The organism is Bacillus cereus (genome assembly GCF_025917685.1).
GTDB lineage: Bacteria > Bacillota > Bacilli > Bacillales > Bacillaceae_G > Bacillus_A > Bacillus_A cereus_AT.
This window is the reverse complement of the sequence record NZ_CP089518.1, coordinates 337,178-353,171: the sequence shown is the minus strand read 5'-3', so window position 1 is coordinate 353,171 and position 15,994 is coordinate 337,178. Positions and strand designations below refer to the sequence as shown.

The window sequence follows — 15,994 nt, the reverse complement described above, 5'->3', positions numbered from 1 at the left end:
CTAGCCACTCCCTACTTCATATCCATCGATTCACTTTACTACCTTTATTATAAAGTGAATTTTCTGCATTTTATATAGAGTAAGCTAGAATGTTTGCGATTTATAATTCAGTTTTTAAACACGAGCGATGTTCGCTTGCTCATAACAAGCTTGCAATGATTCTTCAATTATTGTTAAACCTTCCTCTAGCTGCTCATCTGTAATAACTAATGGCATTAACACGCGAATAACATTTCCATATGTTCCTGCTGATAGTAGAAGTAATCCGCGTTTATTTGCTTCCGCACATAAATTAGCTGCCAATGTTTTGTCAGGCGCTTTAGTCTTACGATCTTGAACGAGCTCAAATGCACACATTGCCCCTAAGCCGCGCACATCACCAATGCAATTATATTTATTTTTCATCTCTTCAAATCGGTTCATTACGACTTTTCCTAATTCTATCGCTCTATCATTTAATTTCTCTTTTTCAATTATATCAAGCACAGCTAATGCAGCCGCACATCCTAGTGGGCTTCCTGCATACGTTCCGCCCAGTTCTCCCGGTGCAGACTCATTCATAATTTCTTTACGCCCAATAACACCACTAATCGGTACACCAGCACCTAATGATTTAGATACCGTAATTAAATCTGGAACGACATCATAATGATCAATTGCAAAGTATTTTCCGGTACGACTAAAGCCTGTTTGAATTTCATCCGCTACAAATAAAATACCGTGCTCTGAACAAATGCTGCGTACTTCTTGAACAAATTTCTTACTTGGAACGATAAATCCACCTTCCCCTTGAACAGGTTCCATTACAACGGCTGCAATTGTTTCTGGTGCTACTTCTGATATGAAGAAGTTCTTAAACTCTTCAATGATAAAATCATCATACTGCTCTTCTGTTAATCCTTCTGGACGACGGTATTCATATGGGAATGGCGCCTTATATACTTCTGGAGCAAATGGGCCAAATCCAAATTTATATGGTTTTACTTTACTTGTCATCGTCATTGTCATTAATGTACGCCCATGAAACCCTTTAGAAAATGCGATAATCCCAGGTCTCTTCGTATATTTACGAGCGATTTTCACCGCATTCTCAACTGCTTCTGCACCACTGTTTAAAAACAGGACTTGTTTATCAAAACTTCCTGGCGCTAATGCAGCAAGCTTTTCCGCTAATTCAATATATGGCTCATACATCATGACATTAAATCCCGTATGAATATATTGATCTACTTGTTTATGAAGTGCTTCTTTAACAGCTGGATGACAATGTCCTACGTTAATTGTCCCTATTGCTCCTGCAAAATCAATGTACTGATTACCATCAACATCTGTTACAAGAGCTCCATCTGCAGACTGTACGAATGTTGGAATACCATTACTTACTCCTTTTGGTACTATATTTTGGCGGCGTTCTAATAAAGACGCTGCTTTCGGCCCTGGAATTTGTTCATTTACTTTAGCAAATTTTTTTGTGCTCATTGTGTACCCCATCCTTTTCTATACAATGTTTTCTCTTTATATTGCAAGATGTATGCCAACTTCCCCTTTCTAGTATTCATCCCATTCTCTTAATATCTCGGCATAAAAAATAAGTCTATAAAGACTCATAAAGAGTCTTTATAGACTTATTTGTTTATACATTAGACTTTCCTTGTTTCCAAATAAACTCACCTGAATGAGAAATTAAATCTTCAACAGATTGTAACACTAAATCTGCAAGTGGTTCTAACGTTTGACGATCACCCGTACCAGATAGTACGCCAATTGCATAGCAGTCACCACCGTTTTTCGCTAAATGTAAATCCGTCGGTGTATCCCCGACGACCGCTACTTCACATGTTTCTAAATTAAATCTCTCACAAAATGATTCTACAATTCTTTTATCAGGTTTTTGTGCCGGAAACGTATCTGAAGCTACAACATAATCAAAATAAGACTCTAATTGATACTGTTTTAAAAATAATTCTGTCGGGGCGAAATCATCAGCTGTAACAACACCTAAAATAAATCCTCTATCCTTTAAACCTTGTAAAATTCTCGGTAAATCCGCCGTCATTCTCATATATGAACGATGCTCGTACATAAGAGAAAATAACTTTTCACTTACCCACTCATGCATCTCCTCTTCCTTAGATGACGTAATATACTTACAAAGCCCCTTTGCAACATCAAGGCTTGTTCCTGCCGCTATTGCGCTACAAGGGTTCACAAATACCCCCTCCACACCGATCTCTTTTAATAAATTCTGCTGCATTGACTTTGGAAGTTGATATAAATTTATACATTCCGCCACAAGTTCTTCAGCTATTTTTATCCAAATTGAATGAAAATCCATTAATGTCCCATCTTTATCAAATAGTATTGCTTTTACCTTTTCCATAGCACCCTACCTCTCGTTTCTTATCTCCTCCAGTGTATCAATAAAATATGGATATAAAATAAACGGATTGTAAAAATACCATAAAAATCAAACTAACTTCCAATTTACAATTCATCTAAACTTTAATCAGCCGGGGCGTCTTATTACTCGCAAATAGTGAGGTAAAAACAAAAAAAGATGCCTTTACAGGGCATCTTCTTGATGTTCAGGAACAAATAGTTCTAGACAATGATATATATTTTCGAATTCCATCGGCGCATCTCCACCATATTCACCATCTAAATTAATCATTAGTTTATCTGGTGAATGCACTTTAATTCGATTCGCTTGTGTATATAGCACTTTTGGATTGTTAATATGTTCCCCTCGCTGCGCTTGTGTTGCTGCTTTAATTAAATCAGCGATAGAACCTTTTTTCAGCACTAATAAATCAAATAACCCATCGTTAATAGACGCATATGGTGCTACCTTTTCAAATCCACCAACTGAACGAGTATTTGTAATTAAAAACATCGTAATTTCTTCTTGTAGTAACTTCCCATCATACTCGATTTCAACATATGTTGGATGTAATGATGGTAACATTTCGATTCCTTTTAAATAGTAAGCAAGTTGACCTAATACCGTTTTCAGCTTACTTGGCACTTCATATGTTAATTCTGTAATACGGCCGCCACCAGCAATATTAATGAAATATGTATCATTCGCTCTACCAAGATCTAACGGAACTGTTTTCCCTTCACAAATAATATCCGCAGCCTCTTCAATAGCACGAGGTACACCAATCGCACGCGCAAAATCATTTGTCGTTCCAACTGGAATAATTCCAAACTTTGGACGATGTTCATGTCCTACTAAACCGTTCACCACTTCATTTAACGTACCGTCACCACCAGCTGCGATAACAACATCAAACTTACGATCCGCAGCTTGCCTCGCTGCCACAGTCGCATCTCCAGGACCAGTTGTCGCATGACAAGACGCTTCATATCCAGCTTGTTCTAATTTTTGTAATACTTCTGGTAAGCTCTTCTTAAATAGCTCACGTCCAGAAGTAGGGTTATAAATAATCCTTGCTCGCTTCATCATTTATTAGCACAGGAAATTTCTTTATGTATCGAAAAAGAACATACCGAACTTCTATTCAGTATTCCCATGCCTACCTCCTCTCATCTTCCTATCCTTCTTTTATCCCGCTCAAACAGGCAGTAAGAACCCGATTCGTGTAGCCCATCAAAAGTAAATATTCATTTCAATGGTTTTGTTTTACAAAAAATTTATGTCCATCTATTTCCTCACATCAATTTACATATAACGAATAATAATTATCTATTATTTCATGAGATGAAAAAAACCTCTATGTCTAGATTTATCATTATTCCCACCTTTTTGCAACTATCATACCATAGTTGCTATACAAACATTTTTTCACTTTTGACAGTTAATCAAACGTTTATTTAAATTATTTTTCACCATTTAAACAAACGTTTGATTAACTCAGAAAAAACACCCAAATACGGGTGTTTTTTCTGTTTAATCTTTAAGAATCTATACTATTTTAGCGCTCAAAAATAAGAATTCCTCTTTTATTTTTATCGCTTATTAATCTCTTCAAGTAAGATTTTGTTAACAAGCGGTGGATTGGCTTGTCCTTTTGTCGCTTTCATAATTTGACCAACTAAGAAGCCAATTGCACGGTCTTTACCGTTTTTAAAGTCTTCGATAGATTGCTCATTATTATCAAGAATTTCTGTTACAACCTTACGAAGTGTACCTTCGTCAGAAATTTGAACAAGACCTTTCGCTTTAACGATTTCTTCTGGGTCTCCACCTTTTTCAATTAATTCGTTAAATACTTTCTTCGCGATTTTAGAAGAAATTGTACCTTTTTCAATTAATTGAACCATTTTAGATAAACCAGCAGGCGTTAATGCAACGTCTTTTAATTCTTTTTGTTGTTTGTTTAAGTATGCAAGCACTTCACCCATTAACCAGTTTGATGTTAGTTTCGCATCTGCTCCATCTTCAATTGCTGCTTCAAAGAAATCAGACATCTCTTTCGTTAATGTTAATACGTGTGCATCATAAGCTGGTAAGCCAATTTCTGCAACGTAGCGAGCTTTACGTGCATCTGGAAGTTCTGGGATCGAAGCACGGATTTCTTCTTTCCACTCATCATCGATGTAAAGTTCAACTAAGTCTGGCTCTGGGAAGTAACGGTAATCGTCAGACCCCTCTTTCACACGCATTAAGATTGTTTTCTTCGTTGCTTCATCATAACGACGTGTTTCTTGTTGGATGATACCACCAGATAACAATTCTTTCTCTTGGCGCACTTGCTCGTGCTCAAGACCTTTTTGTACGTAAGTGAATGAGTTTAAGTTTTTCAGTTCCGCTTTTGTACCGAACTTCTCTTGTCCAACTGGACGAAGGGAAATGTTCGCATCACAACGTAGAGAACCTTCTTCCATCTTACAATCAGATACGCCAGTGTATTGAATGATTGATTTTAACTTCTCTAAGTATGCATATGCTTCTTCTGGCGTACGCATATCTGGCTCAGATACGATCTCGATTAAAGGCATACCTTGACGGTTGTAGTCTACTAATGAACCATCAGCTGTATGCGTTGATTTACCAGCATCCTCTTCTAAATGAAGACGTGTAATACCGATACGTTTCTTTTTACCGTCTACTTCAATTTCAATCCAACCATTTTCACCAATTGGCTTATCGAATTGAGAAATTTGGTAAGCTTTCGGATTATCTGGGTAGAAATAGTTTTTACGGTCGAACTTCGTTTCCGTTGCGATTTCACAGTTTAATGCCATTGCAGCCTTCATTGCAAAGTTAACTGCTTCTTTATTTAAAGTAGGAAGTACCCCTGGGTATCCTAAGTCAATTACACTTGTTTGTGTATTTGGCTCTGCTCCGAATTCTGTTGGACTCGCAGAGAAAATTTTCGAATTTGTTTTTAACTCAACGTGAACCTCTAAACCAATAATTGTTTCTAAATTCATCTATGCTCGCCTCCTTACAGACTTGCTTTTTTTGTATGATAGTCTGTTGCTTGCTCAAACGCATGTGCAACGCGGTAAATTGTCGCTTCATCGAAGTGTTTACCAATGATTTGTAAACCAAGTGGCATGTTGTTAGCACCGAATCCACATGGAACAGAAATCGCTGGAACACCCGCTAAGTTTACTGGGATTGTTAAAATGTCATTTGCATACATTGTCATTGGATCGTCCACTTTTTCGCCCACTTTAAATGCCGGAGTTGGCGTTGTTGGCCCAATAATAACATCATAGTTAGCAAATACATTTTCAAAGTCGTTCTTAATTAATGTACGTACTTGTTGTGCTTTTTTGTAATATGCATCATAGTAACCAGAGCTAAGAGCAAATGTACCAAGCATAATACGACGTTTTACTTCATCACCGAAACCTTCGCTACGTGTGTTTTTGTAAAGATCTAATAAATTATTTACATTATCAGAGCGAACACCGTAACGCACGCCATCAAAGCGTGAAAGGTTAGCAGATGCTTCAGAAGAAGATAGTAAGTAATACGTTGCTAGAGCGTATTTAGAGTGCGGAAGAGATACTTCTTCCCAAGTTGCGCCCATACCTTCTAATACTTTTAAAGCAGCTAATACTGACTCACGAGCTTCCTCGCCAACACCTTCGCCTAAGTATTCTTTTGGTACAGCAATGCGTAAACCTTTAACGTCGCCTGTTAAGCCAGCTAAATAGTTTCCAACTTCAACATTTGCAGAAGTTGCATCCATACGGTCAATACCTGAAATAGCTTGTAATAAGTATGCATTGTCTTCTACTGTACGTGTAATCGGTCCAATTTGGTCAAGTGAAGATGCGAATGCTACTAATCCGTAACGAGATACGCGTCCGTAAGTTGGTTTTAAACCTACAACACCGCAATATGCAGCTGGTTGACGGATAGAACCACCCGTATCAGAACCTAGAGAGAATAATACTTCTCCTGCTGCTACAGCTGCCGCAGAACCACCACTAGATCCGCCTGGAACATAATCTAAGTTCCATGGGTTTTTCGTAGCATAGAAACCTGAGTTTTCATTTGAAGAACCCATTGCGAACTCGTCCATATTTAATTTACCGATTGTAACTGTATCAGCAGCTTTTAGCTTTTGCACAACTGTCGCATCATAAATTGGATCAAAGTTTGCTAACATTTTGCTCGCACAAGTTGTACGAAGACCGTTAGTTACAATGTTATCTTTTACACCGATTGGCATACCGAATAATAAACCATTATCTTCAGCACCAATCTTTGCATCTAATTCTTTCGCTTTCGCGCGTGCATTTTCTTCATCTAATGTAAGAAAAGCTTTTACGTTATCTTCAACATCCGCAATACGTTTGTAAGATTCTTCTACTAAATCCGTAACGGAAATTTCTTTGTTGTTTAACTTCTTATGTAACTCTGATACCGAATGATCAAATAATGACATCGAAATTCCCTCCTCTATTCTAATACTGCTGGAACACGGATTTGATTATCTTTGTGATCCGGTGCATTTTTTAATACTTCTTCTACTGGTAAACCTTTTTCTGGTACATCTTCACGCATAACATTTTTCATAGTTAATACGTGAGTTGTTGGTTTTACATCAGTTGTATCTAATTCATTTAACTGTTCTGCAAATGTAACAATTGCATCTAGTTGTTTTTGAAATTTTTCTGCTTCTTGATCAGTAATTGCAAGACGTGCTAAATGTGCTACGTGCTTTACATTCTCAACGGAAATTCTTGACACGGCTAGGCCACCTCCATAATATATCGTTCAATCTACAATACTATTGATGATACCAAATTTTCAGTACTTCAAGCAAGTCAACACACGGTACTTACGGTATTTTTACATAAAAAAAGAAAGGCAAATGCCTTTCTTTACGATTTACTCTTTATCTAACGGTTTATTTTTCGGAAATCTCTCGTTATCCTCTTCATTATCACGAATTGTTTTTTGTAATACAAAACAAGACATTGTTAAAAATAATGTTCCAATTAAATAGTATCCTTTTACACTAAGCGTTTCATCTAACGTATAAATCCCAATTAGCATACCTGAAAGCGCGCAAACAAATGAAGTCCATGCTAAAAACGTGAACGCTTGCGTATTTCGTCTTCTCATCGTTCTCCCCCTCGTTGGCTGTACACCCATTATAGACAAATATATTTATCACGATGGATTTTTATGTAAATTCTATTTTGCTATTTATAAATCTATCATAAAAAAATATTATTTTAAAGGTAGTTTTCTGTCTAATCTGAAAAAACAATTAAAATGATTGACATTTATTTCAATTCTACATAAAATAAAAATAAATATTACGAACCTCGAAATATACGGGAGTGGAAATAATTGTTGCAATATGAACATTTTTTAGACTTACTGCTAGATAATGCCAAGAAACTTTTCTATCCTGAAGAATGGGTAAGCCTAGATTTAACACTTTCTAAAACAGAAGTATTTTGTTTACTTTGGATGGAGCGAAATACAGATATTACAATGACAAAAATCGCTGAACTTCTTGATATACCGATGAGTACAACGACAGGCGTTGTAAATCGTCTTGTAAAAAAGGGGTATATTGAACGATACCGTGATGAAAACGATCGACGTATTGTATTAATTCGTTTAACAGAAAACGGCGTAATACTCGTTCAAGAAGTGAAACAAAATGCGGCCCATTACTTTAACCTAGTGACAGAAGCTTTGTCAGAAGAAGAAACAGCTTTCTTATTACAAATATTCCAAAAGATCATGAATCACATCGCTACGTCACAGCAAAAAACAGAAGAAAAGGTTTCTACACCTAAAATGAAAAACATTCCGATTGAATAAAACCCTAGCTGGGTTTTTATTCAATTAAATACTTCGACACTCGTAATATTCGAAACTCGAAACAAAGGGGATAGAATGATGAGAATTATTTTGTATACGGGTAAAGGCGGCGTAGGAAAAACTAGCATTTCAGCAGCAACAGCACTCCAAAGCGCAAAAAAAGGATTAAAAACATTAGTAATGAGTACAGATCCTGCTCATAGTTTAGGAGATTCATTTGGCATAAAACTATCTTCTGAACCATTAGAAATTCGAGAAAATTTATGGGCACAAGAAATTAATACGATTTATGAAATGGAAAAAGGCTGGGGAAAATTGCAGAAATATATTACACTACTCTTCACTTCCAAAGCAGCCGATGATATTACAACAGAAGAATTAACAATGTTTCCTGGTATGGAAGATTTAATTAGCTTACTTCGCGTACTCGATTATTATAAACAAAACACATATGATGTTATCATCATTGATTGTGCACCAACTGGAGAAACATTAGCAATGCTCAGCTTTCCAGACATGCTCGGCTGGTGGATGGAAAAATTATTTCCTATTAAAAGAAAAGTTTTAAAAGTCGTTCGTCCTGTAGCTCAACCACTTCTTGGTGTCCCCCTTCCAACCGATGATATTATGGACGAATTAACAAATACACTTGAACAGCTTGGAGAAATGAGAGATATTTTATCAAACCGAGAAATAACAAGTATCCGCATCGTTGTAAATCCTGAAAAAATGGTCATTAAAGAAGCTCAGCGCAGCTTTACTTATTTAAACTTATACGATTATAACGTAGATGCCATTATGATTAACCGCGTCATCCCTAACACTGTCACCGATCCTTATTTTCAGGCATGGAAAGATACGCAAAAGAAATATAAAACATTAATTCAAGATAGTTTTCAGCCACTTCCTATTTACGAAGCTCCGATGTTTGAACAAGAAGTTGTTGGCTTGTCTATGTTAGAACGTGTAGGAGACGCTTTATTTAAATCTGACTCTTCTCCTACGGAAGTGAAATTTAACGGTCGCACACAATATGTAAAAAAAGATGGCGATGAGTATATTTTCGTTCTGTCCATTCCCTTCTCAAACAAAAGTGAACTTTCATTAAATCAAAAAGGTGATGAACTTATTATTCGAGCTGGTTCTGCGAAGCGAAATATCACATTGCCAAAAACATTAACGCACCTTTCTATTCAAGGAGCTAAGTTTGAAGATGATGTACTAAACATTCGGTTTGGAGGTGTAGTACATGCATGATGAACTACTAAGAAAGGTAATTCGTACAAAAATAAAAGTTGGTATGCGTATATTAGAAGAGCTACCGAATCCGATTCAGCAATCAGCTAAGCAAGCACTAAACATTTTACAGGAAGAGCTACCTTCTTATACAGAAGCACAACCACATCCCGAGGAGCATTTAAAAAGTATCATAATTGAATAACCATATCCGTATAGAAGGCCTGTTTTTTTATAGGCTTTCTATATCTTTATTGGAGCTGATGTAAATTGATAAAAACATCTTCAACAAGACATTTCACCGCTAATACAATTTGGCTAATCCCCTTTTTATTTTTCATTCACAACCTTGAAGAGGCCTTTCAAATGCCACAATACCTTGCTAATCAATTTTCGATTCACTTTATAACTAACACACAATTTTTCATTGCAATTACTATATTAACAATCTTTGTCTTACTCATAATTATTCTATATCAGTTAAACATCATATCTTCTATTTACTGGATTATTTTTATTCAAGGAGCTATCTTCTTCAACTCTGTTCAACATCTTATTTTGTTTTTCATTTATCGTTCCTATAATCCTGGCGCAATATCAGCAGTTTTCATTGTCATCTTTTCTATTTTCTTCTTGTTATCCGAAAAACACTTCATTCATAAAAAGCAATTCGTAATTACACTCCTTTTCAGCTTATTTTCTTATCCCGTTATAATTTGGATTACCTTACTATTTGCTAGCTATTTTCATTAATAAAAAAAGACCAGGAAAACTCCTGGTCCATCACTCTACTTAACAAACATTGGATTCTACGTTATACAAAATTGGAAGGCACAGAATTAGGGTTTTGTTTGTTAAGTAGATTCTATGTTGAACGAGCTAACAGCGGAGGGGTTCCTACTGTTAGTCGTTAAACCCAATAATTATTTTACGATTTTTTCAAGCTCCTCAAGTGAAAGATCTACTGAAATTGAACCATCATTCGTTTCTTTCTTAATTGCATCTGTTACTTCTTTTGAATGATACAATTCAATTACTTTTTTCAGCGTTGGATCATCTTTGTCTTTCGTACGAGCTGCGAAAATATTAATATAAGGTTTCGCATTTTCATTCTTTGGATCTTCTAAGAAAATAGGATCCTTCGCTGGATCTAATCCAGCTTGACCAGCAACACCGTTATTAATAACTGAAGCTGCTACATCTTTTAATACACGAGGTGTTTGCTGTGCGATAACCGGTGTAATTTTTAACTTCTTTGGATTTTCAGCGATACCACTTGGATCCCCAAATAGGCCGAAATCTTTCTTAAGCTTTAATAATCCGGCTGCATCAAGAAGTTTTAATGCACGCGCCTGGTTCGTTGGATCATTTGGAATAGCAATTTCTGAACCATCTGGGATTTCATTTGCTTTCTTATATTTTTCAGAGTATAAGCCCATCGGTGCAATTTGCGTTGTACCAACAGCTGTAATATCTAACTTATGCTCCTTTTTAAATTGCTCTAAGAAAGCGATATGCTGGAATGAGTTTAGTTCAATATCTCCATCAGCTAACGCTTTATTTGGCGTTGTGTAATCAGAGAACTCAACTAGTTTAATTTTAATCCCTTCTTTTTCAGCTTTTTTCTTCAAAATTTCCCAAGCGTCTCCATCTGTTCCAGTTACACCGACGCGAACTACTTTCTCTTTCGCTCCTGCACCTGTATCTCCACCTGAGCAGCCGCTTAAAGCTGTAATTCCTACGATTGCTGATAATGCAAATGCTAAAATTTTCTTCATTTTCTTTTCCCCTCTTCCTTTTTATGATCTACGTAAAAAGACTTTTGCAAAGTAGTTTCCTAAATTTTGAGCTATTTGTACGAGAATAATAAGTAAAACAACCGTTACGAACATAACTGACGTATCAAAACGTTGATAACCATATGTCATTGCTAAGTCACCAAGACCGCCACCACCGACAAGCCCAGCAACTGCAGAAAATTCAATTAAACCAACTGTCATAAACGTAACACCTAAGATTAATGGCGCTAACGCTTCTGGCACAAGAATTTCAAAAACAATTCTAATTGGTGAAGCTCCCATTGCTTGCGCTGCTTCAATTACCCCTTTCGGAACAGAAACAAGATTTGTTTCAACCATTCTAGCAATACCGATTGATGCAACTAACGTCATTGGAAAGATTGCTGCTGCTGTTCCAATCGTCGTTCCGATAACACTTCTTGTTAGTGGGCTTAAAGCTACTAAGAAGATGATGAATGGAACCGGACGAATTGTATTAATAATGATATTAAGAATAGAAAAGACCCATTTATTTTCTAAAAAGTTTCCTTTTCTCGTTACATACAACAGTAAACCTAGAGGTATACCAAGAATTGTAGCAAATATAAGGGTTACAATTACCATTAAGAGGGTATCCCCCGTCGCATCTAATATGCGGGGCCAAAATATACTCCAATCAACTCGCATGAGCTTCTACCTCCTTCAGCTGCACTTGCAGTCTTAGATGTTGTAATGCTTTTTGAATTTCTTTCTGCTCACCTTGCAATTCTACAAGTAGATTTCCAAATAGCACATTTTGAAGTTCAATAATATTTCCGTACAGTACGTTTACATCGACGTTATAGTTTTTCGCGATATATGATAGTACTGGCTGCCCTGTCTCTTCACCAGTAAATGTTAAGCGATAAATCTGTCCACCATTTTGAATTTTCCCTAGAACACTTTCCGGTAAATGATCATTAATAACAGAACGTACAAAGTTTTGAGTTGTCTTTGTTTTTGGTTGTGTGAAAACGTCAAACAGTTTCCCTTCTTCAATAACCTTTCCCTTCTCCATTACAGCTACACGGTGACAAATTTCTTTCACTACGTGCATTTCATGTGTAATGAGTAGGATTGTTACATTATATTCTCGATTTACTTTCTTTAATAAGTTCAGAATTTCTGTCGTTGTTTCTGGATCTAAAGCTGATGTTGCCTCATCACATATGAGAATATCCGGTGATGTCGCCAGTGCTCTTGCAATTCCAACGCGCTGCTTTTGTCCACCTGATAACTGCTCTGGATAATAGTTTGCTTTATCTTCTAGACCAACAAATTTTAGTAATTCAGTTACTCTTTCTTTTATTTCATTCTTTGGCAATTTCGCTAACTTTAATGGATACGCAATATTTCCAAACACTGTTCTTGAATTAAATAAATTAAAGCTTTGAAAAATCATCCCGATTCTTTGTCTTAATTTCCGTAATTCTTTCGTCGATAATGATGTAATATCTTTATCATCTATTGAAATCGTTCCCGCAGTTGGTCTCTCTAGCATGTTTACTAGACGTAATAACGTACTCTTTCCAGCACCACTAAATCCGATAATGCCAAAAATTTCGCCCTTTTCAACTGATAGCGTTACATCCTCCACTGCATGAACAGATTGCCCACCTGATTCATATACTTTACTTACATTGTTAAAAGAAATCATTTTCTTCCCTCCTATATGCTGTAAAACTTGAAGTAGAGATTTCGAGGTAAAATAAAAAGTGCTCTCCTTCTTATCACCTATAAAAGATAAGAAGGAGAGCACTTATATGTACTCGTTCACATCTTCTCATCTTCCAAGCTTATTTTAAGCTTGCTGGAATTAGCACGGTATTTAAAAACCCGTTGCTGAGGTATCGTAGGGCCAGTCCCTCCACCTCTCTGGATAAGAGTGTATCGATTTAATTGTCATTTAATTAATTCTCATTATAGAACTCAGAATAATAAGAGTCAATACATTTTTCAGAAAAACATTAATTATTTATCTATTAAAATTTTCAAATAAAAATCACAATACAATGTTATGTTAAATTCTCCTCCCTCATACTTTTTAAAAGGAGAATCCTCTCTATGAATTGAATAACATTATTTGAATATGAAACTCGGAGGAAGATGAATATATGAAAACAGCCCTTTTGCTCGTCGATATTCAAAATGATTATTTTCCAAATGGAAAGATGGAATTACGTAATCCAGTAGAAGCAAGTGAATATGCTGAACAGCTACTGCAACATTTTAGAATAAGAAACGAACCTATTTTTCATATCCAGCATGTAGCTATAAAAGATAACGCTACTTTTTTCCTACCCAATACAGAAGGTGTCCATATTCACGAAAATGTCCGTCCACTTAGAGAGGAAACCGTTATCCTTAAACATTATCCAAATAGCTTCCGAGAAACTGATCTTCTAGAACGATTACAACGTTCAGGAATTGAGCACGTCGTAATATGCGGGATGATGACCCATATGTGTATTGATGCTACGGTAAGGGCTGCTTTTGATTTTGGCCTTCACTGTACCCTAATACACGATGCTTGTGCTACAAAAGATCTTTCATTTAAGAATGCTACTATACCAGCTGTTTATATTCATAATACAATTTTGGCGAGTTTAAATGGAGTATACGCAAATGTAAGGAGTACAGCAGAGTTTTTAGCGACCTAAAAAAAACACTCCTTTCAGTGAGCAAAACCGAAAGGAGTGTTCCCTTGTCTAACCATAGATTTTCTTTCAAATTGTATTATACAGGAAATTCTCAAAATGAATACTAAAAAATATGACTAATAAGTCAATTTTTCTCGCTATTTTGTTTCTATTTACATGTTTATCCCACTATTAATAGGGTTTAACTAATTCCAAAGAACAAATAGTAATATTTGGTAACCTTTTCTTAATTGAAATTAACTAGCTTCTATTATAGAGAATTTCTCAAAAAGAAAAGATCTTCACAGTCTGTGAAGATCTTTCCTACTATTTCTTATAAAGTTTCAGAAGTAGTTTTTGCTTGCATGTGAAGCGCTAAGTAATCAGGGCCACCAGCTTTAGAGTCTGTACCAGACATGTTAAAGCCACCGAATGGTTGATAACCTACGATTGCACCAGTACATCCACGGTTGAAGTATAAGTTACCAACGTGGAAGTCTTCACGTGCTTTTTCAATATGGTCACGGTTGTTAGTAACAACTGCTCCTGTTAAACCGTATTCTGTATTGTTTGCAATTGCAAGTGCATGATCAAAGTCTTTTGCTTTACAGAATGCTACTACTGGTCCGAAGATTTCTTCTTTCATTAAGCGAGCATCTTCTGCAACGTCAGCAACGATTGTTGGTTGGATGAACCAGCCTTTAGAATCGTCTCCTTCGCCACCAGCTAGGATTCTACCTTCTTCTTTACCAATTGCAACATAGCTCATTACTTTATCGAATGCAGCTTGGTCATTAACAGGACCCATGTTTGTACCTAATACAGCTGGGTTAGCAACTGTTAATTCTTTTGTTAATTCAACTGCACGATTTAATACATGATCGTATACATCTTCGTGGATTACTGCACGAGAACATGCAGAACATTTTTGTCCTGAGAATCCGAATGCTGATGCAACGATAGATTTAGCAGCTAATTCAAGATCTGCTTCTTTATCAACAACGATTGTATCTTTACCGCCCATTTCAGCGATAACACGTTTTAACCAAATTTGTCCTGGATTTACTTTTGCTGCACGCTCATAAATACGAATACCTACATCGCGTGATCCAGTGAAGCTAACGAAGCGTGTACGAGGGTGATCTACTAAGTAATCACCAACTTCAGAACCGTTACCTGGAACGAAGTTAACTACGCCAGCTGGTAAGCCAGCTTCTTCTAATACTTCCATAAATTTCGCTGCTACTACAGGAGTTGTACTAGCTGGTTTTAGTAATACTGTGTTACCAGAAACTAAAGCAGCTGTTGTCATACCTGCCATAATTGCGAATGGGAAGTTCCAAGGAGAAATGATAACACCTACTCCTAATGGAATGTAAGAGAAACGATTATATTCAATTGGACGGCTTTCTACTGGAATACCATCTTTTAATTTCAACATTTGACGAGCATAATATTCCATAAAGTCGATTGCTTCTGCTGTATCAGCATCTGCCTCATTCCATGGTTTACCTGCTTCTTTTACAAGAATAGCAGAGAACTCATGTTTTCTACGACGAACAATTGCTGCAGCACGGAATAAAATGTCTGCACGCATTTCTGGTTTTGACTTTCTCCAAGTTTGGAATGTTGCATCCGCTACTTGCATTGCTTTTTCAGCTAATTCACGGCTTGCTTTTGAAACGCGACCAACAAGTTCCTCTTTATTTGCAGGGTTTACAGAAACAATTTTGTCTTCTGTAGTGATCTTTTCTCCCCCGATAATTAATGGATAGTCTTGTCCAAGATAAGATTCTACTTTCTTTAAACCTTCTTCAAACGCTAATTTGTTAGCCTCTACTGAAAAATCTGTAAATGGCTCATGTTTGTATGCTACTACCATTTTTTTAGCCTCCCCTTAGAAAAACGTTTACATTTTACAACATTATTCTACACGATAATTTAGATTTATTCAAATATTCCTAGACTTATATTTTAAAAATTAATTAATTTTTAAAATATAATAAAAAAAAGAGATTCATACATACGTATGA

16 protein-coding genes and 1 riboswitch are annotated in these 15,994 nt (G+C 36.2%); of the genes, 5 read left to right on the top strand and 11 right to left on the bottom strand.

The features are described 5' to 3' along the window. Window positions 1-114: 114 nt before the first annotated feature. From gabT to LUS72_RS01860, 7 genes are all read right to left on the bottom strand, one after another. A complete protein-coding gene (gene gabT, locus LUS72_RS01890) occupies window positions 115-1,479 on the bottom strand; it encodes a 4-aminobutyrate--2-oxoglutarate transaminase (RefSeq protein ID WP_264448530.1) in 1,365 nt (454 codons plus the stop codon). 154 nt (window positions 1,480-1,633) lie between these two features. Then, on the bottom strand, window positions 1,634-2,380 hold the full coding sequence (locus LUS72_RS01885; protein ID WP_264448529.1) for an HAD family hydrolase: 747 nt from the start codon (window positions 2,378-2,380) through the stop codon (window positions 1,634-1,636). 183 nt (window positions 2,381-2,563) lie between these two features. Next, complete coding sequence (locus LUS72_RS01880; protein ID WP_000977668.1) at window positions 2,564-3,469, bottom strand: diacylglycerol kinase; 906 nt, start codon at window positions 3,467-3,469, stop codon at window positions 2,564-2,566. Between the two features lie 503 nt (window positions 3,470-3,972). Further along, the gene (gatB, locus tag LUS72_RS01875; protein ID WP_001047688.1) at window positions 3,973-5,400 is read right to left on the bottom strand and encodes an Asp-tRNA(Asn)/Glu-tRNA(Gln) amidotransferase subunit GatB; all 1,428 of its coding nucleotides are present in this window, start codon (window positions 5,398-5,400) and stop codon (window positions 3,973-3,975) included. A gap of 14 nt (window positions 5,401-5,414) precedes the next feature. Continuing rightward, a complete protein-coding gene (gatA, locus tag LUS72_RS01870) occupies window positions 5,415-6,872 on the bottom strand; it encodes an Asp-tRNA(Asn)/Glu-tRNA(Gln) amidotransferase subunit GatA (RefSeq protein ID WP_000051449.1) in 1,458 nt (485 codons plus the stop codon). A gap of 14 nt (window positions 6,873-6,886) precedes the next feature. Then, window positions 6,887-7,177 carry an Asp-tRNA(Asn)/Glu-tRNA(Gln) amidotransferase subunit GatC gene (gene gatC / locus LUS72_RS01865; RefSeq protein ID WP_000086999.1) on the bottom strand — a complete coding sequence of 97 codons (291 nt, stop codon included), beginning with the start codon at window positions 7,175-7,177 and terminating at the stop codon, window positions 6,887-6,889. Window positions 7,178-7,318: 141 nt separating this feature from the next. Continuing rightward, a complete protein-coding gene (locus tag LUS72_RS01860; RefSeq protein ID WP_001254393.1) occupies window positions 7,319-7,555 on the bottom strand; it encodes a YiaA/YiaB family inner membrane protein in 237 nt (78 codons plus the stop codon). A 231-nt stretch (window positions 7,556-7,786) separates the two neighbouring features. Here LUS72_RS01860 and LUS72_RS01855 point away from each other — a divergent pair, with 231 nt between their 5' ends. The 4 genes from LUS72_RS01855 to LUS72_RS01840 all read left to right on the top strand — a co-directional run bounded on the left by LUS72_RS01855 (window position 7,787) and on the right by LUS72_RS01840 (window position 10,258). After that, window positions 7,787-8,269 carry a MarR family winged helix-turn-helix transcriptional regulator gene (locus LUS72_RS01855; RefSeq protein ID WP_264448526.1) on the top strand — a complete coding sequence of 161 codons (483 nt, stop codon included), beginning with the start codon at window positions 7,787-7,789 and terminating at the stop codon, window positions 8,267-8,269. 75 nt (window positions 8,270-8,344) lie between these two features. Continuing rightward, window positions 8,345-9,526, top strand: a complete 1,182-nt coding sequence (locus LUS72_RS01850) for an ArsA family ATPase (protein ID WP_097828997.1) — start codon at window positions 8,345-8,347, stop codon at window positions 9,524-9,526. Beyond that, entirely contained in the window at window positions 9,519-9,710 is a 192-nt protein-coding gene (locus LUS72_RS01845) for a DUF3926 domain-containing protein (protein ID WP_264448525.1), read from the top strand. The genes LUS72_RS01850 and LUS72_RS01845 overlap by 8 nt, the downstream gene beginning before the upstream one ends. A 65-nt stretch (window positions 9,711-9,775) precedes the next feature. Continuing rightward, the gene (locus LUS72_RS01840; RefSeq protein WP_141533372.1) at window positions 9,776-10,258 is read left to right on the top strand and encodes an HXXEE domain-containing protein; all 483 of its coding nucleotides are present in this window, start codon (window positions 9,776-9,778) and stop codon (window positions 10,256-10,258) included. A gap of 170 nt (window positions 10,259-10,428) precedes the next feature. Here LUS72_RS01840 and LUS72_RS01835 read toward each other — a convergent pair whose 3' ends face one another. From LUS72_RS01835 to LUS72_RS01825, 3 genes are read right to left on the bottom strand one after another with little or no spacing between them, the layout of a single operon-like run. Continuing rightward, window positions 10,429-11,283 carry a MetQ/NlpA family ABC transporter substrate-binding protein gene (locus LUS72_RS01835; RefSeq protein WP_000721589.1) on the bottom strand — a complete coding sequence of 285 codons (855 nt, stop codon included), beginning with the start codon at window positions 11,281-11,283 and terminating at the stop codon, window positions 10,429-10,431. Window positions 11,284-11,304: 21 nt separating this feature from the next. Continuing rightward, window positions 11,305-11,970, bottom strand: coding sequence for a methionine ABC transporter permease (locus tag LUS72_RS01830; RefSeq protein ID WP_001261864.1), 666 nt, complete (start codon window positions 11,968-11,970; stop codon window positions 11,305-11,307). Continuing rightward, window positions 11,960-12,979, bottom strand: coding sequence for a methionine ABC transporter ATP-binding protein (locus LUS72_RS01825; RefSeq protein WP_264448523.1), 1,020 nt, complete (start codon window positions 12,977-12,979; stop codon window positions 11,960-11,962). The genes LUS72_RS01830 and LUS72_RS01825 overlap by 11 nt, the downstream gene beginning before the upstream one ends. Before the next feature lie 123 nt (window positions 12,980-13,102). Then, window positions 13,103-13,208: riboswitch (SAM riboswitch) on the bottom strand. 228 nt (window positions 13,209-13,436) lie between these two features. On the opposite strand from LUS72_RS01825, the gene LUS72_RS01820 reads away from it, so the two are divergent. Continuing rightward, window positions 13,437-13,982, top strand: a complete 546-nt coding sequence (locus tag LUS72_RS01820) for a cysteine hydrolase family protein (protein WP_097829021.1) — start codon at window positions 13,437-13,439, stop codon at window positions 13,980-13,982. Between the two features lie 313 nt (window positions 13,983-14,295). Here the strand turns inward: LUS72_RS01820 and pruA are convergent, their stop codons facing one another. Beyond that, window positions 14,296-15,843, bottom strand: a complete 1,548-nt coding sequence (gene pruA, locus LUS72_RS01815; protein WP_071747202.1) for an L-glutamate gamma-semialdehyde dehydrogenase — start codon at window positions 15,841-15,843, stop codon at window positions 14,296-14,298. Window positions 15,844-15,994: the final 151 nt, after the last annotated feature.

What these genes read in the sequence shown, in the direction of transcription:
- gabT (WP_264448530.1), bottom strand. Translation starts at nt 1,479, where the DNA reads ATGAGCACAAAAAAATTTGCTAAAGTAAATGAACAAATTCCAGGGCCG.
- LUS72_RS01885 (WP_264448529.1), bottom strand. Translation starts at nt 2,380, where the DNA reads ATGGAAAAGGTAAAAGCAATACTATTTGATAAAGATGGGACATTAATG.
- LUS72_RS01880 (WP_000977668.1), bottom strand. Translation starts at nt 3,469, where the DNA reads ATGATGAAGCGAGCAAGGATTATTTATAACCCTACTTCTGGACGTGAG.
- gatB (WP_001047688.1), bottom strand. Translation starts at nt 5,400, where the DNA reads ATGAATTTAGAAACAATTATTGGTTTAGAGGTTCACGTTGAGTTAAAA.
- gatA (WP_000051449.1), bottom strand. Translation starts at nt 6,872, where the DNA reads ATGTCATTATTTGATCATTCGGTATCAGAGTTACATAAGAAGTTAAAC.
- LUS72_RS01860 (WP_001254393.1), bottom strand. Translation starts at nt 7,555, where the DNA reads ATGAGAAGACGAAATACGCAAGCGTTCACGTTTTTAGCATGGACTTCA.
- LUS72_RS01850 (WP_097828997.1), top strand. Translation starts at nt 8,345, where the DNA reads ATGATGAGAATTATTTTGTATACGGGTAAAGGCGGCGTAGGAAAAACT.
- LUS72_RS01845 (WP_264448525.1), top strand. Translation starts at nt 9,519, where the DNA reads ATGCATGATGAACTACTAAGAAAGGTAATTCGTACAAAAATAAAAGTT.
- LUS72_RS01835 (WP_000721589.1), bottom strand. Translation starts at nt 11,283, where the DNA reads ATGAAGAAAATTTTAGCATTTGCATTATCAGCAATCGTAGGAATTACA.
- LUS72_RS01830 (WP_001261864.1), bottom strand. Translation starts at nt 11,970, where the DNA reads ATGCGAGTTGATTGGAGTATATTTTGGCCCCGCATATTAGATGCGACG.
- LUS72_RS01825 (WP_264448523.1), bottom strand. Translation starts at nt 12,979, where the DNA reads ATGATTTCTTTTAACAATGTAAGTAAAGTATATGAATCAGGTGGGCAA.
- LUS72_RS01820 (WP_097829021.1), top strand. Translation starts at nt 13,437, where the DNA reads ATGAAAACAGCCCTTTTGCTCGTCGATATTCAAAATGATTATTTTCCA.
- pruA (WP_071747202.1), bottom strand. Translation starts at nt 15,843, where the DNA reads ATGGTAGTAGCATACAAACATGAGCCATTTACAGATTTTTCAGTAGAG.